Source organism: Kribbella sp. NPDC048837 (genome assembly GCF_055586945.1).
Map to the genome: position 1 here is coordinate 320,724 of NZ_JBVJHF010000007.1, position 22,831 is coordinate 343,554.

The 22,831-nt window shown below is 67.7% G+C and carries 22 protein-coding genes and 11 tRNA genes; 7 read left to right on the forward strand and 26 right to left on the reverse strand.

The window, feature by feature from the left end; translation table 11 throughout:
* Positions 1-68 precede the first annotated feature (68 nt).
* Positions 69-1,247, forward strand: a complete 1,179-nt coding sequence (locus ACZ6O0_RS31185) for an alpha-L-fucosidase (RefSeq protein ID WP_465768588.1) — start codon at positions 69-71, stop codon at positions 1,245-1,247.
* A gap of 109 nt (positions 1,248-1,356) precedes the next feature.
* Here the strand turns inward: ACZ6O0_RS31185 and ACZ6O0_RS31190 are convergent, their stop codons facing one another.
* The 15 genes from ACZ6O0_RS31190 to ACZ6O0_RS31260 all read right to left on the reverse strand — a co-directional run bounded on the left by ACZ6O0_RS31190 (position 1,357) and on the right by ACZ6O0_RS31260 (position 5,985).
* Positions 1,357-1,551 (reverse strand): hypothetical protein, encoded by a 195-nt coding sequence (locus ACZ6O0_RS31190; RefSeq protein WP_465768589.1) that lies wholly within the window; start codon positions 1,549-1,551, stop codon positions 1,357-1,359.
* A 57-nt stretch (positions 1,552-1,608) separates the two neighbouring features.
* A tRNA-Tyr gene (locus ACZ6O0_RS31195) sits at positions 1,609-1,692 on the reverse strand.
* Positions 1,693-2,133, reverse strand: coding sequence for a methyltransferase family protein (locus ACZ6O0_RS31200; protein WP_465768590.1), 441 nt, complete (start codon positions 2,131-2,133; stop codon positions 1,693-1,695). It lies immediately after the preceding tRNA gene.
* Positions 2,134-2,138: 5 nt separating this feature from the next.
* A complete protein-coding gene (locus ACZ6O0_RS31205; protein ID WP_465768591.1) occupies positions 2,139-2,966 on the reverse strand; it encodes an alpha/beta fold hydrolase in 828 nt (275 codons plus the stop codon).
* An 84-nt stretch (positions 2,967-3,050) separates the two neighbouring features.
* Positions 3,051-3,123: transfer RNA gene (locus ACZ6O0_RS31210), tRNA-Glu, on the reverse strand.
* A gap of 33 nt (positions 3,124-3,156) precedes the next feature.
* Positions 3,157-3,247, reverse strand: a tRNA-Ser gene (locus ACZ6O0_RS31215).
* A gap of 39 nt (positions 3,248-3,286) precedes the next feature.
* Positions 3,287-4,510: an RtcB family protein gene (locus ACZ6O0_RS31220; RefSeq protein ID WP_465768592.1), complete on the reverse strand. Its 1,224-nt coding sequence runs from the start codon at positions 4,508-4,510 to the stop codon at positions 3,287-3,289.
* A gap of 1 nt (position 4,511) precedes the next feature.
* A tRNA-Ser gene (locus ACZ6O0_RS31225) sits at positions 4,512-4,604 on the reverse strand.
* A 30-nt stretch (positions 4,605-4,634) separates the two neighbouring features.
* Positions 4,635-4,707 (reverse strand) — tRNA-Gln (locus tag ACZ6O0_RS31230).
* A gap of 34 nt (positions 4,708-4,741) precedes the next feature.
* The gene (locus tag ACZ6O0_RS31235) at positions 4,742-5,188 is read right to left on the reverse strand and encodes an HNH endonuclease (RefSeq protein ID WP_465768593.1); all 447 of its coding nucleotides are present in this window, start codon (positions 5,186-5,188) and stop codon (positions 4,742-4,744) included.
* A 71-nt stretch (positions 5,189-5,259) separates the two neighbouring features.
* Positions 5,260-5,333: transfer RNA gene (locus ACZ6O0_RS31240), tRNA-Leu, on the reverse strand.
* A gap of 83 nt (positions 5,334-5,416) precedes the next feature.
* Positions 5,417-5,490: transfer RNA gene (locus tag ACZ6O0_RS31245), tRNA-His, on the reverse strand.
* A 2-nt stretch (positions 5,491-5,492) separates the two neighbouring features.
* Positions 5,493-5,566: transfer RNA gene (locus tag ACZ6O0_RS31250), tRNA-Arg, on the reverse strand.
* A gap of 91 nt (positions 5,567-5,657) precedes the next feature.
* Positions 5,658-5,733 (reverse strand) — tRNA-Pro (locus ACZ6O0_RS31255).
* A 183-nt stretch (positions 5,734-5,916) separates the two neighbouring features.
* Positions 5,917-5,985, reverse strand: a tRNA-Trp gene (locus tag ACZ6O0_RS31260).
* A 566-nt stretch (positions 5,986-6,551) separates the two neighbouring features.
* Between ACZ6O0_RS31260 and ACZ6O0_RS31265 the strand changes: the two genes are divergently transcribed.
* A tRNA-Thr gene (locus tag ACZ6O0_RS31265) sits at positions 6,552-6,627 on the forward strand.
* A gap of 25 nt (positions 6,628-6,652) precedes the next feature.
* Here the strand turns inward: ACZ6O0_RS31265 and ACZ6O0_RS31270 are convergent.
* Both ACZ6O0_RS31270 and ACZ6O0_RS31275 read right to left on the reverse strand, forming a co-directional pair.
* Positions 6,653-6,997: a tyrosine-type recombinase/integrase gene (locus ACZ6O0_RS31270; protein ID WP_465768812.1), complete on the reverse strand. Its 345-nt coding sequence runs from the start codon at positions 6,995-6,997 to the stop codon at positions 6,653-6,655.
* A 279-nt stretch (positions 6,998-7,276) separates the two neighbouring features.
* A complete protein-coding gene (locus ACZ6O0_RS31275) occupies positions 7,277-7,732 on the reverse strand; it encodes a tyrosine-type recombinase/integrase (protein WP_465768813.1) in 456 nt (151 codons plus the stop codon).
* Positions 7,733-7,879: 147 nt separating this feature from the next.
* On the opposite strand from ACZ6O0_RS31275, the gene ACZ6O0_RS31280 reads away from it, so the two are divergent.
* Positions 7,880-8,422, forward strand: coding sequence for a replication initiator (locus ACZ6O0_RS31280; protein WP_465768594.1), 543 nt, complete (start codon positions 7,880-7,882; stop codon positions 8,420-8,422).
* A gap of 295 nt (positions 8,423-8,717) precedes the next feature.
* Here ACZ6O0_RS31280 and ACZ6O0_RS31285 read toward each other — a convergent pair whose 3' ends face one another.
* The gene (locus ACZ6O0_RS31285; protein ID WP_465768595.1) at positions 8,718-12,482 is read right to left on the reverse strand and encodes a PKD domain-containing protein; all 3,765 of its coding nucleotides are present in this window, start codon (positions 12,480-12,482) and stop codon (positions 8,718-8,720) included.
* Positions 12,483-12,858: 376 nt separating this feature from the next.
* Here ACZ6O0_RS31285 and ACZ6O0_RS31290 point away from each other — a divergent pair, with 376 nt between their 5' ends.
* The gene (locus ACZ6O0_RS31290; protein ID WP_457056266.1) at positions 12,859-12,999 is read left to right on the forward strand and encodes a hypothetical protein; all 141 of its coding nucleotides are present in this window, start codon (positions 12,859-12,861) and stop codon (positions 12,997-12,999) included.
* Between the two features lie 302 nt (positions 13,000-13,301).
* Here ACZ6O0_RS31290 and ACZ6O0_RS31295 read toward each other — a convergent pair whose 3' ends face one another.
* Positions 13,302-14,060, reverse strand: coding sequence for an MBL fold metallo-hydrolase (locus ACZ6O0_RS31295; protein WP_465768596.1), 759 nt, complete (start codon positions 14,058-14,060; stop codon positions 13,302-13,304).
* Positions 14,061-14,213: 153 nt separating this feature from the next.
* The gene (locus ACZ6O0_RS31300) at positions 14,214-14,861 is read right to left on the reverse strand and encodes a histidine phosphatase family protein (protein WP_465768597.1); all 648 of its coding nucleotides are present in this window, start codon (positions 14,859-14,861) and stop codon (positions 14,214-14,216) included.
* Between the two features lie 217 nt (positions 14,862-15,078).
* Here ACZ6O0_RS31300 and ACZ6O0_RS31305 point away from each other — a divergent pair, with 217 nt between their 5' ends.
* Positions 15,079-15,513 carry a VOC family protein gene (locus tag ACZ6O0_RS31305; RefSeq protein WP_465768598.1) on the forward strand — a complete coding sequence of 145 codons (435 nt, stop codon included), beginning with the start codon at positions 15,079-15,081 and terminating at the stop codon, positions 15,511-15,513.
* Positions 15,514-15,584: 71 nt separating this feature from the next.
* On the opposite strand, the gene ACZ6O0_RS31310 is transcribed toward ACZ6O0_RS31305, so the two are convergent.
* Entirely contained in the window at positions 15,585-16,289 is a 705-nt protein-coding gene (locus ACZ6O0_RS31310; protein ID WP_465768599.1) for a 2-phosphosulfolactate phosphatase, read from the reverse strand.
* Positions 16,290-16,556: 267 nt separating this feature from the next.
* On the opposite strand from ACZ6O0_RS31310, the gene ACZ6O0_RS31315 reads away from it, so the two are divergent.
* Complete coding sequence (locus ACZ6O0_RS31315) at positions 16,557-17,228, forward strand: nucleoside/nucleotide kinase family protein (protein WP_465768600.1); 672 nt, start codon at positions 16,557-16,559, stop codon at positions 17,226-17,228.
* Here the strand turns inward: ACZ6O0_RS31315 and ACZ6O0_RS31320 are convergent, their stop codons facing one another.
* Genes ACZ6O0_RS31320 through ACZ6O0_RS31330 form a run of 3 tightly spaced genes read right to left on the reverse strand, consistent with a single transcriptional unit; the run spans position 17,229 to position 18,952 of the window.
* Positions 17,229-17,780, reverse strand: a complete 552-nt coding sequence (locus ACZ6O0_RS31320) for an AAA family ATPase (RefSeq protein WP_465768601.1) — start codon at positions 17,778-17,780, stop codon at positions 17,229-17,231.
* Positions 17,781-17,826: 46 nt separating this feature from the next.
* A complete protein-coding gene (locus ACZ6O0_RS31325) occupies positions 17,827-18,306 on the reverse strand; it encodes an NUDIX domain-containing protein (protein ID WP_465768602.1) in 480 nt (159 codons plus the stop codon).
* A gap of 25 nt (positions 18,307-18,331) precedes the next feature.
* Positions 18,332-18,952, reverse strand: a complete 621-nt coding sequence (locus ACZ6O0_RS31330) for a DNA-3-methyladenine glycosylase (protein WP_465768603.1) — start codon at positions 18,950-18,952, stop codon at positions 18,332-18,334.
* A 159-nt stretch (positions 18,953-19,111) separates the two neighbouring features.
* Here ACZ6O0_RS31330 and ACZ6O0_RS31335 point away from each other — a divergent pair, with 159 nt between their 5' ends.
* Positions 19,112-19,690: a mycothiol transferase gene (locus ACZ6O0_RS31335; protein WP_465768604.1), complete on the forward strand. Its 579-nt coding sequence runs from the start codon at positions 19,112-19,114 to the stop codon at positions 19,688-19,690.
* A gap of 146 nt (positions 19,691-19,836) precedes the next feature.
* Here the strand turns inward: ACZ6O0_RS31335 and ACZ6O0_RS31340 are convergent, their stop codons facing one another.
* Positions 19,837-21,732 carry a heparinase II/III domain-containing protein gene (locus ACZ6O0_RS31340; protein WP_465768605.1) on the reverse strand — a complete coding sequence of 632 codons (1,896 nt, stop codon included), beginning with the start codon at positions 21,730-21,732 and terminating at the stop codon, positions 19,837-19,839.
* Positions 21,733-22,048: 316 nt separating this feature from the next.
* On the reverse strand, positions 22,049-22,813 hold the full coding sequence (locus ACZ6O0_RS31345) for an SGNH/GDSL hydrolase family protein (RefSeq protein WP_465768606.1): 765 nt from the start codon (positions 22,811-22,813) through the stop codon (positions 22,049-22,051).
* Positions 22,814-22,831 lie beyond the last annotated feature (18 nt).

Consider the following 22,831-nt stretch of genomic DNA (forward strand, 5'->3'; position numbering starts at 1 on the left):
ATCGCGTGGCAGCGGCAGGAGCTGACCGCGTTCGTCCACTTCGGGCCGAACACGTTCACCGACCTGGAGTGGGGACCGGGGTCGACGACCCGGCCGTTTTCGACCCCTCCGAGCTCGACTGCTCGCAGTGGGTGCGGACGTTGGTGTCGGCGGGTTTCAAGAGCGTGATCCTGACGGCCAAGCACCATGACGGGTTCTGTCTCTGGCCGAGCCGGTTCGTCCCGCATACCGTTGCCGCAAGCCCCTATCGTGGTGACGTCGTCCGCGAGCTGTCCAACGCCTGCCAAGCCGCCGGCCTCGGCTTCGGTGTCTATCTGTCGCCGGCCGATCTCTATCAAGAGAAGGCGCCTGGCGGGTATTACGGCAACGGGAGCCCGGCCGTGCCGTCGAAGATCGGTGAGCCTCGCTTCCAGTACGTCGTCGACGACTACAACCGCTACTACCTGAACCAGTTGTACGAGCTCCTGACGCAGTACGGACCCGTCGCGGAAGTCTGGCTGGACGGGGCGAACCCGACGAGCAGTGCGCAGGCCTACGACTACGAGGCCTGGTTCGATCTGATCCGCCGGCTCGCTCCCGGCGCGACGATCGCGATCGGTGGACCCGACGTGCGGTGGGTGGGCAACGAGGACGGATTCGCGCGCGAGACCGAGTGGAGCGTCGTACCGTTCGCCGGCGGGCAGATGGTGGCCGAGCAGACCGCTCGCGAGGTCGCCGGGCCGGACCAGTTGACGAAGGCGGACGAGCTTCGGTGGTACCCGGCAGAGGTCGACGTGTCGATCCGGCCCGGCTGGTTCTACCACGCCACCGAGGACACCGCGGTGAAGTCGTTGCCGGAGCTCCTGGACATTTATCGCAAGTCGGTCGGGCGGAACGCCGTACTGCTGCTGAACATCCCGCCGGACCGGCCTGGGCTGTTCGCCGCGTCGGATGTGGAGGCGCTAGGGGCCTTCGGTGCGGCGGTGCGGGAGTACTACGACACCGCGGTGCCTTTGCCCGGCACGGTCAACGTCCTGGATCTCCGGGAAGACATCGAGTCCGGCCAACAGGTCGAGTCCTTCGCCGTGGACGCCTTCGTCGACGGTTCGTGGCGGGAGATCGCGCGCGGGACCACCATCGGCCATCGCCGCCTGCTGCCTCTCGCCCAGCCGGTGTCGGCTGCCGACGTCCGTGTCCGCATCCTGTCGACCCGCGCCGAGACCGCGGTGTCGTTGACCGCCCACTACGATCCGACCCTTCTTTCCTGACCGTCCCCCTGCCCGGAGTCGAACCAGGAACCGGGCCTTCGGAGGGCTCGGTGTGATTCCGTCACCAGAGGGTTTCAGGTACGCCGCCGGGTGGCGGCGTACCCGGGTGTTACTCCTCGACCGAGACCACACGGACCCAGTCGGAGCAGTCGGCTTCGCACCACACGTGGTCCCCACGGCGGGCGATCCGATCGCGCTGCACATGCCCGCAGGCGAGCAGGACGCGGCGCAGGGAGTGACCCTGCTGGACCGGAGCACCGGTCCTACCGCCGGGCACTCGTTTTCTGTTCTTGAGGTCGGCCATGGCCGGTCCTCCTCTCTTGTCAGATTGTTTGTTGCTCAAGGCATCGATGCCTCGGCGTGCAGGAGACAGGATTCGAACCTGCTCAGCCCTCGGGCGACGGGGTTACAGCCCGCCCCGCCTCTCCCGCGGCGGCGCTCCTGCTCAGTACCTCGGGAGGTACCTGGCGACGGTTGCTTCGTACTGCCGGTACTCGTCCCCGAAGTCGTCCTCGAGCCGGCGTTCCTCGCGGAGGACCTCTCGATGCAACGCGACTCCGGCGGCCGGCAGTGTCGCCAGCATCCAGGCCGACCCGCGTGTCACTCCGACACCTAGGTGCACGAGCGTCCAACCGACGTACATCGGATTCCGGCTCAGCGCATACGGCCCACCGGTCACCAACCCGTCCGGCCTCGCGAGCTCCGTCGTACTCGCCGCGCTCAACGCCCACCCGATGATGCAGCTGCCCGCGGCCACGATCCCGCATCCGGCAACTCGCCGGACCCGCGCGGTCCCGGGCAATCGCCACGGTCGCACCCGCTCGAGCACGACCCCAACCCCGATCCCCACCAGACTCGCCTCGGGAATCGGGACGTTCCGCAACACCGCGGTCAGCTTCGCGTTCGTGTGACTTCCTCGAGGACGTGGACGAATGCGTCGGGCTGTTCGATGTGCGGGACGTGCCCGGCATCATCGATCACCTGCAAAGGCCAGCCAAGCCTCGTACTTGCCGCGGTGGCAAGCTCCAGCGGTACGAACCGATCCTTCGCACCCCAGAGCAGGGTGGTCGGCACGTCGATGCGCTCGCGGACCTGTTTGGTGCCGGTGGTGACCAGGTGGTGCATCGTGCGCTTGACGTGCGGTAGGCGTGCGCGGCCCCGGGTGTAGGTGGTGAACGCGTCGATCCAGTCGGGGTTCTGCCGTCGTACGCGGTCGAGGTCGGCGAACGCCCAGTGTTCGAAGCGCTCCATGTTCGCCTCGGACGGCCGCAGCGCGAACCTGATCGCCATGACGCGTAGCCCGACCGGCATCCGGTACGGGCCGACACCAGGCGCCGCGTAGATCACCAACCGTCGCAGTTGCTCGCCGTGGGGCGCCGCGAACCGCGCACCCAACGTCCCGAGCAACGAATGCGCGACCAGCGTCGGAGGCTCCGCACACGTCATCCTGAGCAGCGCCGTCATCCAGCGGGTGAAGTCGTCCACGGCGGCCGGCTCAGACTCTCCGAGCCCTGGTACGTCGGGGATGACCAGCCGGTGATCCTGCGCCAGCCGGGAGATGACCGGCGCCCAGTAGATCCCCCCGCACTCGATTCCCCCGTGCAGCAAGACCATCGGCGGCCCGTCGCCGGCCTCGAGCACCGTCGTACCGATGCCGTCGACCTCGAGCCGCCGCTCCTCGACGTCCAGCCCCCTCAGCAGCCGTGCCCGCACCTCCATGACCCGACCCTAGGCACGACCCGACACTCCCCGCTTCCGAAGAACCACGCACGTCAGGCACACCGCGACCTACACAGAACCACGTACCCCGTACCGGAATCGAACCGGTGATCTTCCGGCTGAGAACCGGACGTCCTACCCACTAGACCAACGAGGCTGGCAGGGCGGCCGGTCTTCCCCGACCGCCCAGCGGTGAGAGCGAGATTCGAACTCGCGAGCCGACATGCCAGCCGACCGACGGTTTAGCAAACCGCTGCCCCTGCCTACAGGCGGACCTCACCTGGAGTCCTGCCGTGTCCCCTGACCACGGCAGGACCCTGTCAACCCTTGACGCAGATGAGCTGCTTGAGGTGGGCGACGACCTCGACCAGGTCGGACTGGGCGGCGATGACGGACTCGATGTCCTTGTAGGCGGCGGGGATCTCGTCGATCACCCCGGCGTCCTTGCGGGACTCGACGCCAGCGGTCTGCGCGATCAGGTCGTCGACCGTGTACCGGCGCTTCGCCTCGTTGCGGCTCATCCGCCGGCCCGCCCCGTGTGAGGCCGAGTAGAAGGACCGCGCCGAGCCCAGCCCACGGACGACGTACGACCCGGTGCCCATCGACCCCGGGATCAGCCCGAGGTCCCCGAGCCCGGCCCGGATCGCGCCCTTGCGGGTGACGAGCAGATCAAGCCCGTCGATGTGCTCCTCGGCCACGTAGTTGTGGTGGCACGAGATCGGCTGCTCGAACCGCACCTCCTGCTCGAACGACTCCCGCACCGCCTGCATCACCAGCGCGAGCATGACCGCACGGTTGCGCGACGCGTACTCCTGCGCCCATGTGAGGTCCCGCCGGTACGCGTCCATCTCCGCCGTACCCGACAGGAACACCGCGAGATCGCGGTCCGGCAGATCCGCGTTGTGCGGGAGCTCCCGGGCGATCCGCATGTGCCGCTCGGCGAGTTCCTTGCCGATGTTGCGGCTGCCCGAGTGCAGCATCAGCCAGACCCGGTCCTCGTCGTCGAGGCAGACCTCGATGAAGTGGTTGCCGCCACCCAGCGAACCCATCTGCTGCTTGGCCTTCCGCTCCCGGTCCTGTACGCCGTCGTGCAGGCTGGTGAACCCACCCCACAGCCGATCCCACGGCCGCGGGTCCAGCCCGAGCCGACGGACCCCGACCGGGTCCTCGTGCGCCCGGAACCCGACCGGTACGGCGGCCTCGATCCGCGACCGGATCCCCGCCAGGTCGTCCGGCAGGTCCGCGGCCGTCAGCGAGGTCAGCACGCCTTCCATCCCGCACCCGATATCGACCCCGACCGCGGCCGGCGACACCGCCTGCTTCATCGCGATCACGGACCCGACCGTCGCGCCCTTGCCGAGGTGCACGTCCGGCATCACCCGGACCCCGTGCACCCACGGCAGCGCCGCGATGTTCCGCAGTTGCTGCAGCGCCTGAGCCCCCACCTCATGCTCCTGCGCCCACATGAGCGTGGACCCCTTCGCCCCACTCAGCTCCACCGGAAACTCCACGTTCATCTCCCCACTCTCCTCGTTCGTGTGCATGCGGTGAGACTGGGATTCGAACCCAGACGTCCGTTCAAGGACCTGCCGTTTTCGGGACGGCTGCCGCTAGGCCTGACACTCGGCTTACCTCACCAGGTCACGTGCGCCGGAGTACGGCGTACAGCTGCCAGGGCAGGGCTCGAACCTGCGGGACCTCGGGTCAGAACCGAGGGTGGGTCACCGTCGCCCACCTGGCATCGCACTCCGCCGCGACGCCGGATGGGGGTCGCGTCAGAGCGCTAACTCGGCACGCGAAGGGATCCACGGCTGCCACCGCAATGGCATGCCGGCCTCTTCGGGCGTACGCGAGCCCTTCTTCTCGTTGCACGCTGCGTGCGCGGCGACGGCGTTCAGCCACTCACCGCGTCCACCGCGGGAGCGTGGCACCACGTGGTCCATGGTGGTCGCGCCGGGCTTGCCGCAGTACGCGCAGGTGTATTTGTCCCGCTTGAGTACGCCGGTCCGCGTGTACTGCAGTCGCCCGGACGCATAGCGCCACTTCGTCACGACATACCGGACCAGTCGCAGCACGCGAGGGAGAGGGAACGGTCCAATGCTGGCGCCGTCGTGCGCTTCCTCGACGACGGCGACCTCCCGGACGAGCATCCGGATGGCGTGCGGGATCGACACGACATGGAGCTGCTCGTACGAGGCGTTCAGCACGATCACACCGCTCATGTGGTTCCTCCTCCTCTCCAGTGTGCCCGACCGCGCGCTGCCAGGTCGGTGATCTCGGTGTCGGTGTCAGGTGCGGCCCCAGGGATTCGAACCCTGAACCTCCTGGTCCTAAGCCAGGCGCCTCTCCCAGTTGGGCCAGAGCCGCGGGTACTGCGTTCTGTGATGTACGACGCTCGGTCGCAACGCCGGCGTCGTACACCGGCACCGCGGCCGACCGCCGTACCAGAGGGTGTCCGGCGGGGCTCGAACCCGCTTCCTCCGGGGCCACATCCCGGCGCATCGCCCACTTCCGCCTCGGACACAGCACGCCCGGCAGGATTCGAACCTGCACCCTCCTGCTTCGTAGGCAGGCACTCTCTCCGGTTGAGCCACGGGCGTCCGGTGCCCTGCGCCGGATGTGGTGCGGATTTCCGTCGCAGGGCACGTCTGTGGCGCCCGCTCGGCCGGTAGCAAGCATCCTGCGGGCGCCTGGTCCAGCTGGAGGGACTCGAACCCCCGATGTCCTCATCCCAAATGAGGTGGCCTGGCCGCTGGCCGACAGCTGGTGACGTCCCCGGGGCGTTGCGGGCCCCGGGGACGGTCGCCCGGGACGCGTGCCCGGGCGTCTTCCCCGGCGTACGAGCGACGCCGCAGGGAAGGTCTCCCGGGCCGTCGATGACCCGGGAGAAAATGCGATGAATGTCCAGTTGTCAATTGTTCGTGCCGATATCCGTGAATACCGGAAAAAGCATCGGTGGAAGGAATCGAACCCTCGTGATCCGGGTTTGGAATCCGGTCCGCAGCCAGTGCGCACCGACGTAGCCGAAAAGGCAAACAAAAAGGAGCCGCCTGCTGCCGGTAGCCCGGCTCAGACGGCTCCTGGGAGACTCTCCCTGTCAGGAGATCACCCAGGCGGGCCGCCCACACTCGGGCTCAGCTCGGTGTCGAGCTGGTGATAGAACAGGTCTTCACGCACGGATCGCAGACACGCCGGCAAAACCATGGGGCCAGGCCGCCATGCCTTTCCCGCGTTCCGCGTCCCGTACACGATGTCTCCTCTGTCAGTGTGGTCCGTGCGGGAATTAGTCTGACGCATCCCGCACAACCACGTCAACGCATTTCCAAAACCATTTGTTCCCGCCCCAATTCCCCACCCTCAGACGTACGCCGACTCCCGCACGTTCCTCCCCACAGCCAGCCACCAACCAACTACACCCGCCGCCCTTGCCGCCGGCCGTCCCACCCGCCGGGCGCCCCGGGCCGTACCCCACCAGCCCCCTCCCGCCCGCAGATCCAGCCCTCTGCCCACCGACCGATCAGGTCCCGTGAGGTATCCGATTCGGAAACACCCCCACCCTCCCGCTACACTCTTGCCTCGGCACCCGCCGCCTTAGCTCAGTCGGCAGAGCGTCTCACTCGTAATGAGAAGGTCGTCGGTTCGATTCCGACAGGCGGCTCCACACCAGAGCACCAAGAAACCCCAGGTCAGAGCACTGATGACCTGGGGTTCGGCATGTCTCGGGCTGACTCGTGGTGCCACTCATGGTGCGGTTTGCCAACGCCCTTGCTAACCGGGCACCAGGGCGGACGCCTCCGGACCTTCATCCTCGTCAGGCTCGTCGGCGTTGTCCTGCGCGGTGTTGGCAGGCTCCGACTTGCAGCCGCAGCAGCGAAGATGCCGGCGACCCCGGCCGCGTGAGTCCGCATCACGTGAGCGTAGATCCGGAGAGTGATGGCCGGGTCAGCGTGCCCAAGCCGCTCGGCGACGACATGCACCGGCACCCCCGCGATGAGAAGCAGCGTCGCGTGAACGTGCCGCAGGTCGTGCAGCCGTGCATGGGGGAGCGCGTCTTGTCCGGGTTCTCAGGGTCAGGCGTGTTGTACGTGCGAATGACCTTGCCCATGAGCTGGGTGACTGTGTCCGGATAGATCGGCTCACCGAGCCCGGTCGTGAACACGTGACCGGTGCCGGGCCAGGCATCCCCGACCTTCTCTTGGTCCGCCATCTGGCGTCGCCTATGCCTTCGTCTCGTTCGCCGTCGACCATGCCGACCGAACCGCGGATTCGGACCGCCGGCGCTTTCCAGTCGACATCAGCCCATCGCAGATTCAGCAGCTCCCATGGCGTGCACCCGTGTAGGCCGCGAGCCGGTAGAACGCCCGAAGCCGATGGTTCGCCACGAGCCCGAGGAAGAGCCGAGGCTCATCGGCAGTCCACACCTCAACAGATGGTCGAGCGGTACGACGCGGACGCTTCGCCCGGTCAGCCGGGTGACTCGAGAGAACACCCTCGAGCTTCACGGCATCGTTGAACGCCTTCCGCAGTACGGCGTGCACCTTGTCGACGGTCGCCCTCGCCAGCGGCTTGCCATCAGCTCGGCCGTCCTTGAGGAGATCCTGATAGAGCTTGGTCAACGTCGTCGGTCGGAGCGACTGGAGACGCTGACGCCCAATGCGCGGTTCGACGTACTGCCGAATGAGCCAGCGATAGCCGGCCAACGTCCGCGGCTTGGTCTTCAGGGCATGAGCGTCGAGCCAATCGCCTAGGTACTCCTTGACCGTGATTGCCGAACGGTCGACGTACTCGCCTCGACGTGCAGCCCGTCCAGCGTCATCACGGGCTTCCTTGGCCCCATCCTCGGTCGCGAAGCCGCCGACCCACTTCGGCTTACTGACGCTACGAGCTGGCCTCGCTGACGGCGTACGTCACTGATGCACGGCCAGAACTCGCCGGTGCTCTCGACGCCGGTCGACGCCGACACGTACAACTACCGCCGCGCTGCGCTCGATGCGTTGCACTTCCCAAAGCTCATCGATCGCTTCATGCAGAACCTTCGTCGGTGTGCTGGCTACAAGGCGCAGTACTTCGCCGTGGTCGAGCCGCAGAAGCCCCTAGCGCCGCACCTCCACGCCGCCGTACGAGGCACAGTCGCCCGCGAGACCGTACGAGAGGTTGCCAAGGCGACGTACCACCAGGTGTGGTGGCCGAGCCACCGACAGCCCGTCTACGGCAGCAGCTCGAAGCCGAACATGCCGGTCTGGGACGAGATGGCCGGCGCTTTCGTCGACCCGTCGACCGGTGCTCTGCTCCCGACCTGGGATCAGGCGTTGGATGACCAGTCAGCAGCGGAGGCAAGCGGCATCACCGGGGCCGGCGGTTGGCCCCGGCCCCCTAGTCGCTCGATTGTCCGGTCAGACCGCCGCACGTCAAGAGCGCCTACGGCGTCCCTGCGGGATCGGCAAGCCGACTCTTGACCTACGACGCCCTGCCCTGGGTTGCCAGCTATCAGGGGGACGGGGCAGGTGTGGCGTCGGGGATCGGCGACGATCGTTTCCACGCCCGGGTCGACCTGGCGGACACCGGCCGGCGGCTCGTCATCGCGGCGGACAGCATGGCCGCCGCTTCGCCGTCCGCCGGCGGACCCGCCGTGCACGAAGGATTCGTCCCGGCTCGCTCATCGCTGGCCTTCCTCATACGGTCGGTCGGGCGTGGAGCCCGGACCGTGCGCTTCGTCGATGGAACGAACCGAGACGGATCCCTGGTCGTGCGTCAGTTGGGCTGGGTGCCCGTCACCGTGACCTCGGCCAGGCTGATCACTCCAGCGCTGGTGGCCGGCGACTGCACCTTGACGTAGCGGGCCACGGTGTTGGTCGGCAGACTGGTGACCGCCCCCGGCGTCGCCCCGAGGTTCAGCTTGGTCACCGTGGAGTCGGCCATCAGTTGGGTGTAGGTCCGGCCCGACATGCTGGCGGTGGAGAGGAACACCACCGCGTTGTTCAGCTTGTCGGCCGAGGCGTCGGTCCGGTTGTGCACCGTGACGTTGCCGACCCGGGAACTGGTCAGCAGGTCGACCTGCCACCACGGCTGCGAGCTGGACGCCGTCCGGCTCACCGACCCGGCGGCGAAGACGCCGTTGGTGTTCCCGTCCACGGCCCGGGCGGCGGTGCCGACGTCGGTCGACGACTGCGTGGCCGGCCGGTTGGTGGACAGGTTCACGGCGCCGGTGGTGCCGCCGACCTGCACCTCGGCCAGGTTCAGGGTGGTGAAGATGCTCGACAGCTGCACCCGCACGTACCGGCCGGTGGCGTTGCCCGCGTTCAGCGTCAGGCTGTTGGTGGTGGACGAGAATGCCGAGAACGACATCTCCTTCACCGAGTCGTCGGCCTGCAGCGAGGACATCGACCGGCCGGTCATGTCGGTCGAGGAGATGAACACCGAGCCGCTGCCCATCCGGTTCGAGTCGGTCCGGCTCCACACCGTGACCGTGGAGACGGCCGCCGCGGAACCGAGGTCGACCTGCCACCACGGCTGGGTGGAGGTGTTGGTCTGGGTCACCGAGCCGCTCGCGAACACGCCGTTGGTGTTGCCGTCCACCGCCCGGGCCGCCACCGCGGTACCGCTGGTGCTCGACTGGGTGGCGGTCTTGCCCCGGGCCAGGTTCGGACCGGTGACGGTCACCGTGGTGGTCGACACCGCGCTGTCCACCTTGCCGTCCCGCACGACCAGGCTGAAGGTCAGCGTGGCCGGTGTGGCCGGGGCGGTGAACGTCGGCTTCTGCACCGTCCGGCTGGACAGCGTCACCGCCGGCCCACCGGTCTGGGTCCAGGTGTAGGTGAGCGGGTCGTTGTCGGCGTCGCGGCTGCCGGAGCCGTCCAGCGTCACGGTGACGCCGGACTCGGTCGACTGCGCCGCCCCCGCGCTCGCCACCGGCACCGTGTTGTTGGTGGTGACCGTGGTGGTGACGGCCGCGCTGTTGGCCTGGCCGTCCCGCACCACCAGGCTGAACGTCAGCGTGGTCTTGGTGGACGGGGCGGTGAAGGTCGGCTTCTGCACCGTCCGGCTGGACAGCGTCACCGCCGGCCCACCGGTCTGGGTCCACGTGTAGGTGAGCGGGTCGTCGTCAGCGTCGCGGCTGCCGGAGCCGTCCAACGTCACCGTGGTACCCGTGTTGACCGTCTGCGCCGTACCGGCGTTCGCTACCGGCACCTGGTTGACCGGGGTGGTGGTCACCGTGGTGGTCGCCGCCGCGCTGTTGGCCTTGCCGTCCCGCACCACCAGGCTGAAGGTCAGCGTGGACGCCGAGGACGGGGCGGTGAAGGTCGGCTTCGCCGCCGTCGTACTGGACAGCGTCACCGCCGGTCCACCGGTCTGGGTCCACGCGTAGGTGAGGTCGTCGCCGTCGGCGTCGGTGCCGGACCCGTTCAGGGTCACGGTCGTACCGGCCACGACCGACTGCGGCGCACCGGCGTCCGCCACCGGGAGGCGGTTGTTCGACTCCGAGAGCGGCCGCGGGGTGCAGTTGCTCACCGAGACCGTGAAGGGCTCGACGTCGTTGTCCGTCTCGATCATGGCGCCGTCCTCGGAGCCGCTGAGCGAGATGGTGTGCGCCTGGCCGGCGTTCAGGCGGATCTCCCGCCACTCGTCCGTACCGCGCTCCCACTCGATGATCAGGACCCGGCCGGTGACCACGCGGACGGTGCACCCGTCGGCCCAGGCACCCATGTACGGGTAGAGCGGAACGCCCGACTCCGAGTAGACGGTGCGCGCGTTGTCGCCGGAGCGGCCGTTGCCCTGGTAGGCCGTGCCGACCGGCCAGGTGATCACGCCGCCGTACCAGTCACCGGGGTTCTCGCCGGTGCCGGCGTAGCGCCAGCGGGCGTTGACCCAGGAGACCGGGTCGCAGGTGGTGGGGTCGGTACAGGCGAGCGGCGTCGGCGGGACCGGCGGGCCGGGCACGAAGGTGTACTCGAACGGCGAGCCGCTCTGCACGCTGACGATGCTGCTGCCGCTCAGAGTGGTCGGCACGGTGTAGCTCTGGCCGGCCGACAGGTTGGCCAGCGACGCGTGCGAGTCCCCGACCGGGCCGGAGAACACGGTGGCGCTGCCCGAGGTGACGGTGATCTTCCAGTTCGCCACCTGCGGGGCCGTCGCGTAGACGTCGTGCGAGGCGGTGTAGCCGTAGCGGGCCCGGCTGGGGTCGGTCTCGGCCGGCCAGACGGCGGCGTACCCGCTGTCCGACGGGCCCCACGGGCACGGGCTGCTGGTGCAGGTCCAGGTCACCAGGGCCGACTCGCCGTCGCCGGCCGGCGGGGGCGTGACCGGCGCACCCGGGGTGAACGTGTACTCGAACGCGGAGCCGCCCTGCACGCTGACGATGCTGCTGCTGCTCAGGGTGCTCGACACGGTGTAGCTCTCGCCGGCCGACAACGCGGCCAGTGACGAGTGCGAGTCCCCGACCGGGCCTGCGTACACGGCGGCGCTGCCGGCGGTGACGGTGATCTTCCAGCCGGCCACCTTCGCCGCCGGGGCGTACACGTCGTGGGAGACGGTGTAGCCGTAGCGGGCCCGGGTGGGCTCGGCCGTCGCGGGCCAGACCGCCGCGTCGCTGGTGTAGCTCGCACCCGAGGGGCAGGGCGTGCCGGTGCAGTTCCAGGTGGCCAGCACCGAACCGTCGCCGGACGCCGGCGGCGGCGTGGTCGGTTCGCCCGGAGTGAAGGTGACCCGGAACGCGCCATCGGCCTGCACGCTGACGAGGCTGCTGTTGCTGAGCGTGCTGGACACGGTGTAGCTCTCGCCGGCCGACAGCGTGGCCAGCGACGAGTGCGAGTCGTCGGTCGGGCCCGCGTAAACCGTGGCGCTGCCGGACGTGACGGTGATCTTCCAGCCCGCCACCTTGGACACCGGAGCGTAGACGTCGGCGGAGACGGTGTAGCCGTAGCGGGCCCGGACCGGCTGGGCCGCGGCCGGCCAGACGCCCGCGTTGCTGGTGTAGCTCTGGCCCGACGGGCAAGGGCTGCTGGTGCAGTTCCAGGTGGCCAGCACCGAGCCGTCACCGGAGGCCGGCGGCGGCGGGTCGGTCGGGGTGCCGGGGGTGATCGTGTACTCGAACGACCCACCGCTCTGCACGCTCACGAGGCTGCTGTTGCTGAGCGTGCTGGACACGGTGTAGCTCTCGCCGGCCGACAGCGCGGCCAGCGACGAGTGCGAGTCGTCGGCCGGGCCCGCGTAAACCGTGGCGCTGCCGGACGTGACGGTGATCTTCCAGCCCGCCACCTTGGGCGCCGGGGCGTACACGTCGTGGGAGACGGTATAGCCGTAGCGGGCCCGGACCGGCTCGGCCGCGGCCGGCCAGACCGCCGTGTTGCTGGTGTCCGACGGGCCCCACGGGCACGGGCTGCTGGTGCAGGACCACGTCGCCACAACGGAGGACGCAGGATCCCCCTCGGCTGCCCGCGCGGGCGAGGCGGTGAGGCCTAGCACCATCACGACCGCAGTAGTGAGAACGAGAAATGCGGTCGCGAAACGTTTCGGCATGCCGGCCCCCCGGATTGTGACTCTCCCCTTGACGGCACACCGTAGCCCAAGTCGCTCTCTGTCAACCGAAAAAGAAGCGAAAAGATGCAACCACGAACCATTTGTTATGGACTTCATCACGCTACGGAAAAACCCCGTTACTCATTGATAAAACCCCATTACTCATTGATGAGAAATGGGGAGATCGCGGGACTCGGTGCCGGTTTCGCTGAACGGCGCCGGGGCGCGCTCGAGCATCCGCAGGTCGAGCAGCCGCCTGCAGATGTCGATCCTGGATGTGAGTGTCCCATTCCCATCTGGAGCCACCTACCGCGATCGCGATCGCTCTCTTCAAGAAGGGCTCCCTTGGACCTTGCAGCCAGCGGAGGCGAAGCACGTGACTCTCCCAGCGCCTGCATTGTTCAAGGCCTGGAACTACGGGGAGCCCGGCCGGGCCGCGGCCAGCATCCACGGTGTCGCTCAACTCGGGAACGGCAAGTCCGCCACGAGTAACAGCCTGGTGATGCTCCCGCCGTAAGGCAGCGATGTGGAGCAGCTGCTCACAGCCCTGCTAACAAGGGCGTGGACGAAGATGGACGGAGAAGGACGATCTATGCTCCGTTGCCGCTCTGCACCTTCGACCTTGACGCTCTGTGGACGGTCACCGCGGCACTCGTGATGAGAAGGTCGTCGGTTCGATTCCGGCAGGCGGCTCCGAGCAGTAGCACCAAGAACCTTAGGGACCTAGGGTTCTGTATGTCGCCTGCCTCGTGGTGCGTCTGGTGGGCTGGTTTGCCAACACCTTGCCGACTGGGGGCCAGGTCGGGGTGGCGCCGGAGTTCATTCGGGTGAGGGGCGGGCCTGGTTCAGGTTCGACTGGTGGGGGGCGGATAGCCAGTCTTGAGCTAGGCGGGCGTCGGCTGGTTCCTCTCCTCGGCGCAGGGCGTCGATGTAGGCATGATCGGCGGCGAGGCGGGCCGCTACCTCGGGACCCTCGGCTACGGCGCCGTGGCCGGGGACCAGGACGTCGATGTGCCGGGCGGCCTCACCTAGCCGGTCGAGTGCCGACTCGTAGGCGCTCACCTGATTGGGGCGGCGAGGGTCGAGGAGTGGGATCAGTACGTCGGAGAGCATGTCGCCGGCGAGCAGTACGCCGCGGTCCGCGAGGAGGATCGCGGCGTGGCCGATGGCGTGCGCCTCATGCTCGACGATCTCGCCCGGTATGGGTCCCCCGTCCGCGGGCAGCGGGGTGAGGAGCCCGATCAGTTCGAGAGGGATGCCCGACGCGCTCTCCGCCGCCATCGTCTGCGCCCGCTCTCGGGCTTCACGGGCAGTCTCGGCGCAGCCGAGGGTGGCGTAGCGCGGTACGTCGCCGTACCGGGAATGCCAGAGCAGGTGGTCCCAGTGTGGATGGGTGGAGAACCCGGCGACCACCGGAATTCCGAGCCGGTCCACGTCGTCGGCGAGCTCGTTCAGATCGGAACCGGCGATGCCGGGATCGACCAGGATCAACCCGTCCTCCCCGCGCACCACGACGGCATTGCTCCACACCCACTCGCTCTGCCGGACCCAGACACCATCGGCCACCTGATTCAGCATTCGTTCACTGTGTCAGGCGTCTCCGTCCGGCGCGAGCAGCGACGCCCTTCAGGCCCGGATCCGGGACCGGAGGGCGTCCCCCGAAGCGCACTCACCTGCGGCCAACCTTGCTTCGGTTTGCGGATCATCTGGCGTCCGAGTTTCTGCGAGAGATCACACCAGTGGTGGCTCTCCAAGACCCTGCAGGTGCTGGGTTTCGTTCAGGGAAACGACCTGATGGCTGAAGTGGGTGTCGTTGCGGAGGAGGGTGGTGATGCTGCCTGAAGTCAAAGGAAAGAAGGCCCGGTCTGTCGACGTCATCGGCATGCCGATCCAGGCGGCAATCAGATAGCTCGATGCGGACCCGTGAGACACCACGATCTGGTTCGCGACGGGTCGACGGAGGACGTCCTCGAGGGCCGGGTACAGACGTTGGACCAAGGCCAGTCGTGTCTCCGCACCAACCGGTCCGTCGTGGTGGCTTAGTCGATCGCCGTACTCCGGAAGTGGGATCCGGCGCGCGGCGAGCCACGCTTGGGGACGACCGTCGGCCTCACCGTTGGACCTCTCGCGAAGCCGCGCATCAGTCTGAACCTCGACGTCGAACCTCCGAGCGATTCGCTCTGCCGCTTGGGCGGCTCGACGCAGATCAGAGGAGTAGACCTCGACCGGCTGGTGTCCGATTCTGCTCGCCAGGACCTCGGCGATCCGTTCGGCCTGCAGGTGCCCACGGACTGTCAGCTCTGAGTCGTGCCAGCCGCCAACGATGCCGTCAACGTGATGCTGCGCCTCGGGATGCGTGACGAGGTAGAAGCGTCTCATTACCCTCCTTGGACCCAACTCTGCAGGCTCGGAGCCTCTCACGAGTCAGCAAGGTCAAGGCGTACTAGCGGCGCCGATCGCAGCACTCGCAATGGGCAGGTCCTCGGTTCGATGCCGACAGGCGGCTCCACCGAGCGACCTCGGCTGACCTCGTCACGACCGAGGTCGCTTCGCGGTTCATGGAGACGGTGAACGGCTCCGCGTTTATGGTGGGGCGATGGCGTCGGTCAAGCAGTTCCAGGTCACCTTCGACTGTGCTGAACCTGAGCGGGTCGCTCGGTTCTGGTGCGAGGTGTTGGGGTACGTCGTACCGCCGGCACCGCGCGGGTTTGCGACGTGGGAGGAGTTCGATCGCTCGCTGCCGGCTGAGCGTCAGGGGTCGGCGTACGCGTGCGTGGATCCCACGGGTGTGGGCCCGCGGCTGTTCTTCCAGCGTGTTCCCGAGGGCAAGGTCGTCAAGAATCGGGTGCATCTTGACGTGCGGGTCGGGACCGGGCTTGTGGGTGAGGAGCGGCTGGCCGCGCTCGAGGCCGAATGCGCACGACTGATCCCGCTCGGCGCGTCACGCGTGCAACTACTGCGTGCCGACGGCTTCAACGAGTCGTGCATCGCTATGAAGGACGTCGAGGGCAACGAGTTCTGCCTCGACTGAGACGGCCCGGCATATCTTGTACGCGCGTCAGCGCCTTGGCGTCTGATCGCCGGTTGGCCCCTTGGCCGCTGTCAGGGGGCCGTGGAGGTAGGTGCCAAGTGCATCGACCGGAGCACCATGTGCGAGTCCTCCCTTGTCGCTGTCATGACGAATGGGAACCGGTTCAGGTCTAGGCAGAGGTCCACGTCGTCTGGATGGATGCCGCGGTATCCGCGGCGTACGCCTTCGGCCAGGTTGCCGGCGGCGGTCGAGTTCCTCGCGCGCTCGATGTAGGGCGCTGCATCCAGGTCCGGAACTGCGGTTCGCTGGGCGATGTACTCGGCGCAGGCCAGGTCCTCCTCGGCTTTGCCGTGGTCACCGGTGACGACAAACGTCACCTCGTCCGGATTCTGATCGCGGAGGAAGCCGGCTGTGGCCTCGGCTACGACGAAGCTGGCGCAGAGGACCATTTCGGCGTCGGCGACCGAGAGCGCGCCGACCGTTCCTGCCGTGGTCTTCTGCACGATGGTGCGTCCGCCCAAGTCGAGTGATCGCAGCATCGCGGGGGAGTTCACCAGGTCGAAGCCGGGGAGCGGCGCTCCGTCCTGCAAGCTCAGCCAGTCCGGGTGACGAGCCTTGAGGTCGCGTGCGGAATCCAGTGTTTCCGCAAACACGATCCTCTCCGCACCCCTCGCGAACGCCCAGGCCGCCACCGTGAACGCCCTCATCACGTCGATGACGACCGCTAACTTGGGGACTTCATGCACGTCGGCGATCCCGATGAACTTCGAACGCATCGACACATCATCCCGGATGGGGTGGTCGACGCCCCCCGAGCTCTGGCTCGGGGAGACCCCGCCGGCCTTGCCTGCCAGGCCTGCGCGTGGTCGGACCGGCGCATCGGAGCGAATCGACTCGTGCCGCCGGCGCTCATTGCGCAGGTCGTCGGTCCGATTCCGACATACGGCGCCGTAACCCCAGGTCAGAACGTGCGACCAGGGGGTCTGTCGTCTCTACGCAAGATCGAGGCTGACGGTTGGTGCGGCGTGGGGCATGCTGGTCGGGTGGATCGGCAGGGACTGCTTGCGGAGCTCGTTCGGGTGATCGTGGCTTGGGCGCCTGGGCATCCGGTGCGGGTGGGGATTGATGGGTCGGATGCGGCGGGGAAGACGACGCTGGGGGATGAGCTTGCGGGGCTGGTGGGGGTGCAGCGGCCGGTGATCAGGGCTGGGATTGACGGGTTTCGGCTTCCGCGGGCGGAGTGGCCGCGGGACGGTGAGGTGTCCTCGAGTGGCTTCTTCGATGACTGCTTCGACAACGATGCCGTCGTCGATGGGTTGCTGGTGCCGCTTGGGCGAGGGGGTGACCGTCGCTACACGAACGTCAGCTTTGACGAGAGGGCTGACTTGCAGGTGGTTGCTCCGGTTCGGGTCGCTGATCCGGACGCGGTGTTGGTGTTCGATGGGGTGTTTGTGCTGCAGCGGGCGTTCTTGGCGCACTGGGAGCTGGGTGTCTACCTGTATGCCGATGAGGGCGAGGTCTTGCGGCGTGGGGTTGCCAGGGATGGCGAGCGGTGGGGGGAGGAGGCTGTACTGCGGGGCCTTACGACGAACTATCTTCCCGGGTATCGGCGCTACCAGGAGCAGCACGACCCGGCGGGTGCCGCGCATGTCGTTGTAGACAACACTGATCCGGAGCGGCCCGTCGTACGGAAGTTTGATCCGCCGGTTGGTTGATCAGCGGTCGGCTTGCCAGTGGGTGAGGGCTTCGTCAGCGACGTCGTCGATGGTGCGGGCGGCCGTGTTGATCGCGTAATCGCTGATGTCGTTGGCGATTAGTTGGGCGGAGAGTTCGGCGGCGCGGGCGACGAGGTGGGTCAGGCTGGGGCCGGTTTCGCGGGCGCGATCTTGGATGCGCTGGGCGAGTTCGTTGTTGGGGGCGTCCAGGCGGCAGATCAGGACTGGGCCTTCGGTGGCGTCCTCCAGTTGGCGGCGTTCGGTGGGGTTCTCGATGACGCCCGCGATGATGAGTCGGCGGCTGCCGGCTTGGCGGTAGTTCGACCAGACGGCCGCGAGGTTGATTGCCTTCAAGCGGGACTGGTGTGGGTCGTCGTCGGGGGCGGGCCAGGCTGCGCCGAGGAGATCGAGGTCGGCGAACGCGGGGTGCAGGCCGAGGTCGGTGCAGCGGTCGAAGACTCGCCAGCCGACGGATGTCTTTCCGACGCCGGGAGGGCCTGAGAGCACGAGAGCGGGCGTCGGTTGCACCCGGCCGATGATGTCGCCCAGCACCCACACGTGGCAAAGCGATTTGCAGGCGGGTGCGCCGGTCGGCCGTCTAGGTCGACGGCGCGCCGTTCTCCAGGTACGGCGTTGTTGCTGAGGTTCTGGCTTCGAGGGCGGAGGTGACGCGGGCGAACTGGCCTGGGTCGAGTAGTTGTTCGGCCTCGGTGAGGGTGGCGAATCTGAAGGTTCGTGCTTCGGTTGGGTCGAGGACGATTCGGTTGATGTCCGCCGGGGTGAGGACGCCGCCGTCGAAGAGAAAGGCGACGATCTCGGTGAAGTCGCCGGATTGCGGGATCCAGTCGACGGCGAGCAGTTTGCCGGGGTACACGGTGAGGCCGATCTCCTCCTGGACCTCGCGTTGGGCGCCGGCTCGGGGTGACTCGTCGCGTTCGATCAGGCCGCCGGGTAGGTCCCAGGTCGGCTTGTACGTCGGCTGGACGACCAGGAGTCGACCTGCTTCGTCGGTGAACAAGCAGTCGGCAGCCATCCGCTTGGTGGGCTGCGTCGCGGTGAAGTGAAGGTCGTCGGGCACGCTCGCCAGCCAAGCACAGCTCGCGTTACGGGAGGGCGTCTGGCGGCAGGTGGTAGCGCAATGGGCGGTCGTGTCCGTTGTGGCGTGCGTTGATTCCGATCCGGTGGCCGGTGCGGATCGTGGTGGGATCGATGTCGACGTACCAGTCCTCGAGGAAGAGTTCGGCGCCGGTGAGGTCCGCGCCGTACAGGTCCTTGGTGATTTGGAAGGATCGGCAGAGCTTCCCGGGGGAGTCGGCCAATTGGTTCGCGGTGCGTGGCTTGTCCCACTGGGTGGTCATGAGGTCGAGGCCTTGCACTGGTAGGACGCCGCGGATGAAGACGACGTCGGGTATGTCGGCTCGGTTCACGACGGCGGCGAGTTGATGCCAGATGCCGTAGATGAGGTACACGTACGCGACGCCGCCGGCCTCCCACATCACCGAGGTTCGCGGGGTCTTCCTGTTGCCGTGGTGGACTTCGTCGGCGAACGCGGGATAGGCCTCGACGTCGCAGATCAGTCCGGCCACGCGGCCGTCGGGCGTCTCGTGGACGAGGACCTTGCCCAGGAAGTCGGTGACGCAGTCGGCCGCGGGGCGGAGGTAGAACTCGTGGTCGAGCTTCCGGGCGGTCGAGGGTCGCACGGCCGACCCAGGTCCCAGGCTCATGGCGCCCATGATCGCGCACGCGAACGCCAAGCACCTTGCGCTCAGCCGGTCAACTCATAAGAGACCTGGGTAGGCCTTCCGGGAGGTCTGCGGGTCGGCCGCAGGTTGGGCTGGTGGTTCCGGAAGGGGAGTGTCCGGAATGGGGTTTACCGTGACGGCATGACTGAGAATTGGTGGGAACCGCCGATTGCCGGGACCGAGGTCGAGCAGTTGCTGGGGGCGCTGGATCGGTTGCGTACGACGTTCCGGTGGAAGGTCGATGAGCTAGATGCGGCCGGGATGCAGGTGCGGATCGGGAAGTCGTCGATGACGCTTGGTGGGTTGGTGAAACACCTTGCTGCCAACGAGGACTACATGTTCACCGTGAAGTTCCGGGGTGAGCCGATGGATCCGCACTGGGACTCCAACGGGTGGCGGGACGACAACGACTGGGAGTTCGACTCCGCGGTCGAGAACACGCCGGAGGACCTGTACGCGTTGTGGGACGGCGCGGTGGCGCGCTCGCGTGCGCGGGTGGCGGCGGCGTTGGAGGACGGTGGGCTCGACCAGCCGGCGCACATCACCTGGCCGGACGGGCAGCACGCGAGTCTCCGTCGGCTCATCTGCGACCTGATCGAGGAGTACGGGCGCCACACGGGGCACGCCGACCTGATCCGCGAGGCCGTCGACGGCCGGGTCGGCGAAGACCCGCCCGCCGGCTGGCAGCCCGTAGGCCCCCGCATCCCCCAAACCACCTGACACCTCACACCCCAACCACCGGCTGCATCGCCGGATGGGTCGCGGAGCCGCCGCGCCGGGCGACCGGTCGGAGGGCCGAGCCGCCGAGCCGTGAGCCGCCGGTCGGACCACCGGGCCGTGGAGCCGCCGAGCCGTAGCTTGGTGGATTACTTGAGTCGGGTGAGGGTGCCGTCTGGGGTGATCGCGATAGTGGTGGTGGAGCCGTCGACCTTCAGCGTGAGGAGGAGGCGGGAGCCTTGCTGGGTGGTGGTGTAGGTGACGGCGGCGTTGGTGCGGGTGGGGACGATCACGGACAGGATCGACGCGCTCTCGCCGGAGCGGTTGAACTGCACTACCGGCGCCGCGCGGCGCTTGTCGATCGTGGTGTAGTGCCAGCCCTGGATCGGATCCGTCTGGCCGTCGGCCACCTCGATCGGCGTCACAGACTGCTGGAACGGGATCTGCAGCAACGTGGTCTTCACCCGATCGCCCGGCCGCGAAGCCACCGCGGTGTTGCCGTTGACAACAACCTTCTGCCCCTCGGGCAGATGCCACAACGTCTGGTAGTCCTGGGGTGACGGCGACGTCCCCCGGTCCAGCACCACCATCAGATCGGGATCCTTCAGCACCAAGACACCGCGGGTCCGATCGATCCCCGCACCCAGCGTGTCGTGCAGCTCGTAGAACTCCGAGGAGTCCTTGATCGACGACCGGGTCAGCTTGGTCTCCGGGTGCGCGGTCGCCGTCGACGACACAGTCATCTCGTTGTGCGAGAACTGGCTCTTCGCCCAGCTTCGCCACTCGTCCATCTTGTAGCCGGCGTGCCCGCCGTCGATCAGGATGTCGCGCCCGTGCGAGGTGTAGGTGATCGACGTGTGGTCCTCGTGCCCGTGCAACTTCCGCGACGGACCGAACCTGATGCTGTACGTCGACTCCTGCGTGAACGGCCGCGTCTCACCCCACCCGGTCCGGCCGAAGATGTATCCGGCGTCGAAGATCCCGATCCGCTGGGTCGGCCGGATCCCCTTCGCGCCGAGCGTCCCGGCGTACTCGAGAACCGTCCCCGGCACCGGCATCGTGCGGACCACCTCGGAGTCGCCGATCTGGTGCAGGTTGCCGAGTGAGTTGGTGGCGAGCGCTAGCCACTTCGCGAGTTCGCGCCGGCGCGCCTTGATCGTCGTACCCGGGTCGACGCCGCACTGCTGCAGTACGTCGATCGCCCGCCCCCACAGCGAATAGTTGAACTGGGCGTACGCCGTCGACTGCTCGTTGGTCGAGCCCTGGGTGTCGATCGAGGTCTTGATCGCGCTGGTCAGCCGATCGCTGGCGAGCTTCTTCAGATCGGTCCGCCCGAGCGTGCAGCCCACCCCGAACAGCGCGAGGCTCTCGTCGGTGCCGTGGTTCCAGTCGCCGCTGTAGTTCTTCTGCAGGAACCACGCGTGGTCCAGCAACGCCTTGTCCAGCCAGTCGTACTCCAGCGGCAGCCGCGAAACGTGCAGCCCGGACAGGACTGCCTGACGCAAGCAGATGAGCACGTTGGTGCGGTGCATGGTCGACTCGTAGGCGCCGACGTCCGACTTCCACGAGTACGGGTTGTCGATCACCCAGTCGTGGGCGATCGTGCTGACCCGCTGGAGCGCCCGCCGATCACCCTTGCCACCGGCAATGATTCCCTGGCCGAGCCAGCGCAGCGAATGCAGCCACATGTACCAGCTGGGGTTCTTGTCCGGGTTCACCCGCCAGTTGATGTTCCCCTTGCCGTCGCCGACCTTGTACGGCGGCGTCGTACCCCAGGTGAACGTGTCCCGGTAGAGGTTGGACACCGGGTTGGTGCTGTCGATCCCGCTGTACGCCGGGCACGTGTAGGAGTTGCCCTTCACCGGGGTCACCGGGGCGGTCGGTGGTTCAGGTGTGCGGGCGACGGTCGGGTCCGGTGCCGCCTCGGGCGCGGAGCCGCCCCACGGGATCATCAGCGCGGTCGCCAGGACGGCGAGGCTGACGGCGACGGGGATCGCGAGCCCGAGCGTCGTCGTTCTGGCTCTGCGGGGATGTCTCGCGGGCATGGTTCGTCCTCACCGCATGCCCGAGGGCATGCCTATTCTGGCATAGACCTGAATTTGGGACGAGCGGGTCCCTGGGAATGGGTCTGGTGGTTTTCGTCGCTCCGCGACTCGAAGGCGGTGTTGCTCAGTAAAACGTCGGGCGGCCTGTCAAACGTTGCATCCGGCATCGAAAGTGGTACCGGTCACTCCAGTTCCAGGGACGTCGCCATCGGTTCCCCCCGAGGTCGGATGGGTTCTCTGTCTGTATAGATGTCCTGGGCCGGAGAAAGGTTGCGTGCGGATCGCCGACTCCGCTTGCCTTGCCCCTAAGGGCACATCAGCCGTGCTGGATCGCCTGCAATATCAGGGCGTTGCGCGCGTTCTGCCCGGCCGGGACGGTGGTGTGCCGGCCGTCGCGGAGGTCGGTCCGCATCCGCTCGGGATGCGCCGCCAGGAACTCGGCCCACGGCACGATCCGCAGGTTCGGGTACCGCGAACGGGCCTGCTCCAGTTGGAGATCGATCCACTCGCTGTTGCGTTGATCGGCGACCTGCACCGAGGTCGGCTCATCGGTCCGGGACACCTGGACGTTCACCCAGTACACAGTCCGGTCAGGCCCTGCGATCCGCATCGCGCGATCGACCTGCGCGGTGAAGGCCGGCGGGTCGAAGATGTCGTTGGTGCCGACCGCCATCACGATCCGGTGCGGCAGTCCGTACGCGCGGTCCCACGCGGCCAGCGTGTCGACGGCCGCGGAGGTCGGCTGACCGGACCAGCTGTGCTCGGCGAACGACGTACCCAGGTGTTGTGCCAGGAGCCGCCCGAGCGCGGCCCCGTCCTGGACGGCGATGCTGTCGCCGAAGAGCAGGATCCCGTTGGTCGCGACGACGTGCCGGACGTGGACGCCGCTGGAGATCACCTTGGTGTTGGCCTGCCAGGAACCGAGCGTGCCCGATCCATAGCCGCTCGTGCTCGCGGCCGGAGTGGCGGCCTTCGCGTGCGCGGTGGGGGACTCGAGATGGATGAGCGCCAGCAGGGTCGCGGTCAGCACCACGATGATGATCGCGGAGGTCGCTCCACCGCGTGCGTGATCCCGGAGCATGCATGGACCTCCCTGTGA

Coding starts and splice junctions, on each gene's coding strand:
- ACZ6O0_RS31285 (WP_465768595.1), bottom strand. CDS start 12,482: ATGCCGAAACGTTTCGCGACCGCATTTCTCGTTCTCACTACTGCGGTC.
- ACZ6O0_RS31345 (WP_465768606.1), bottom strand. CDS start 22,813: ATGCTCCGGGATCACGCACGCGGTGGAGCGACCTCCGCGATCATCATC.
- ACZ6O0_RS31310 (WP_465768599.1), bottom strand. CDS start 16,289: ATGCGTTCGAAGTTCATCGGGATCGCCGACGTGCATGAAGTCCCCAAG.
- ACZ6O0_RS31190 (WP_465768589.1), bottom strand. CDS start 1,551: ATGGCCGACCTCAAGAACAGAAAACGAGTGCCCGGCGGTAGGACCGGT.
- ACZ6O0_RS31300 (WP_465768597.1), bottom strand. CDS start 14,861: ATGAGACGCTTCTACCTCGTCACGCATCCCGAGGCGCAGCATCACGTT.
- ACZ6O0_RS31335 (WP_465768604.1), top strand. CDS start 19,112: ATGACTGAGAATTGGTGGGAACCGCCGATTGCCGGGACCGAGGTCGAG.
- ACZ6O0_RS31295 (WP_465768596.1), bottom strand. CDS start 14,060: ATGCTGAATCAGGTGGCCGATGGTGTCTGGGTCCGGCAGAGCGAGTGG.
- ACZ6O0_RS31330 (WP_465768603.1), bottom strand. CDS start 18,952: ATGAGCCTGGGACCTGGGTCGGCCGTGCGACCCTCGACCGCCCGGAAG.
- ACZ6O0_RS31305 (WP_465768598.1), top strand. CDS start 15,079: ATGGCGTCGGTCAAGCAGTTCCAGGTCACCTTCGACTGTGCTGAACCT.
- ACZ6O0_RS31340 (WP_465768605.1), bottom strand. CDS start 21,732: ATGCCCGCGAGACATCCCCGCAGAGCCAGAACGACGACGCTCGGGCTC.
- ACZ6O0_RS31205 (WP_465768591.1), bottom strand. CDS start 2,966: ATGGAGGTGCGGGCACGGCTGCTGAGGGGGCTGGACGTCGAGGAGCGG.
- ACZ6O0_RS31235 (WP_465768593.1), bottom strand. CDS start 5,188: ATGAGCGGTGTGATCGTGCTGAACGCCTCGTACGAGCAGCTCCATGTC.
- ACZ6O0_RS31280 (WP_465768594.1), top strand. CDS start 7,880: ATGCACGGCCAGAACTCGCCGGTGCTCTCGACGCCGGTCGACGCCGAC.
- ACZ6O0_RS31220 (WP_465768592.1), bottom strand. CDS start 4,510: ATGCACACGAACGAGGAGAGTGGGGAGATGAACGTGGAGTTTCCGGTG.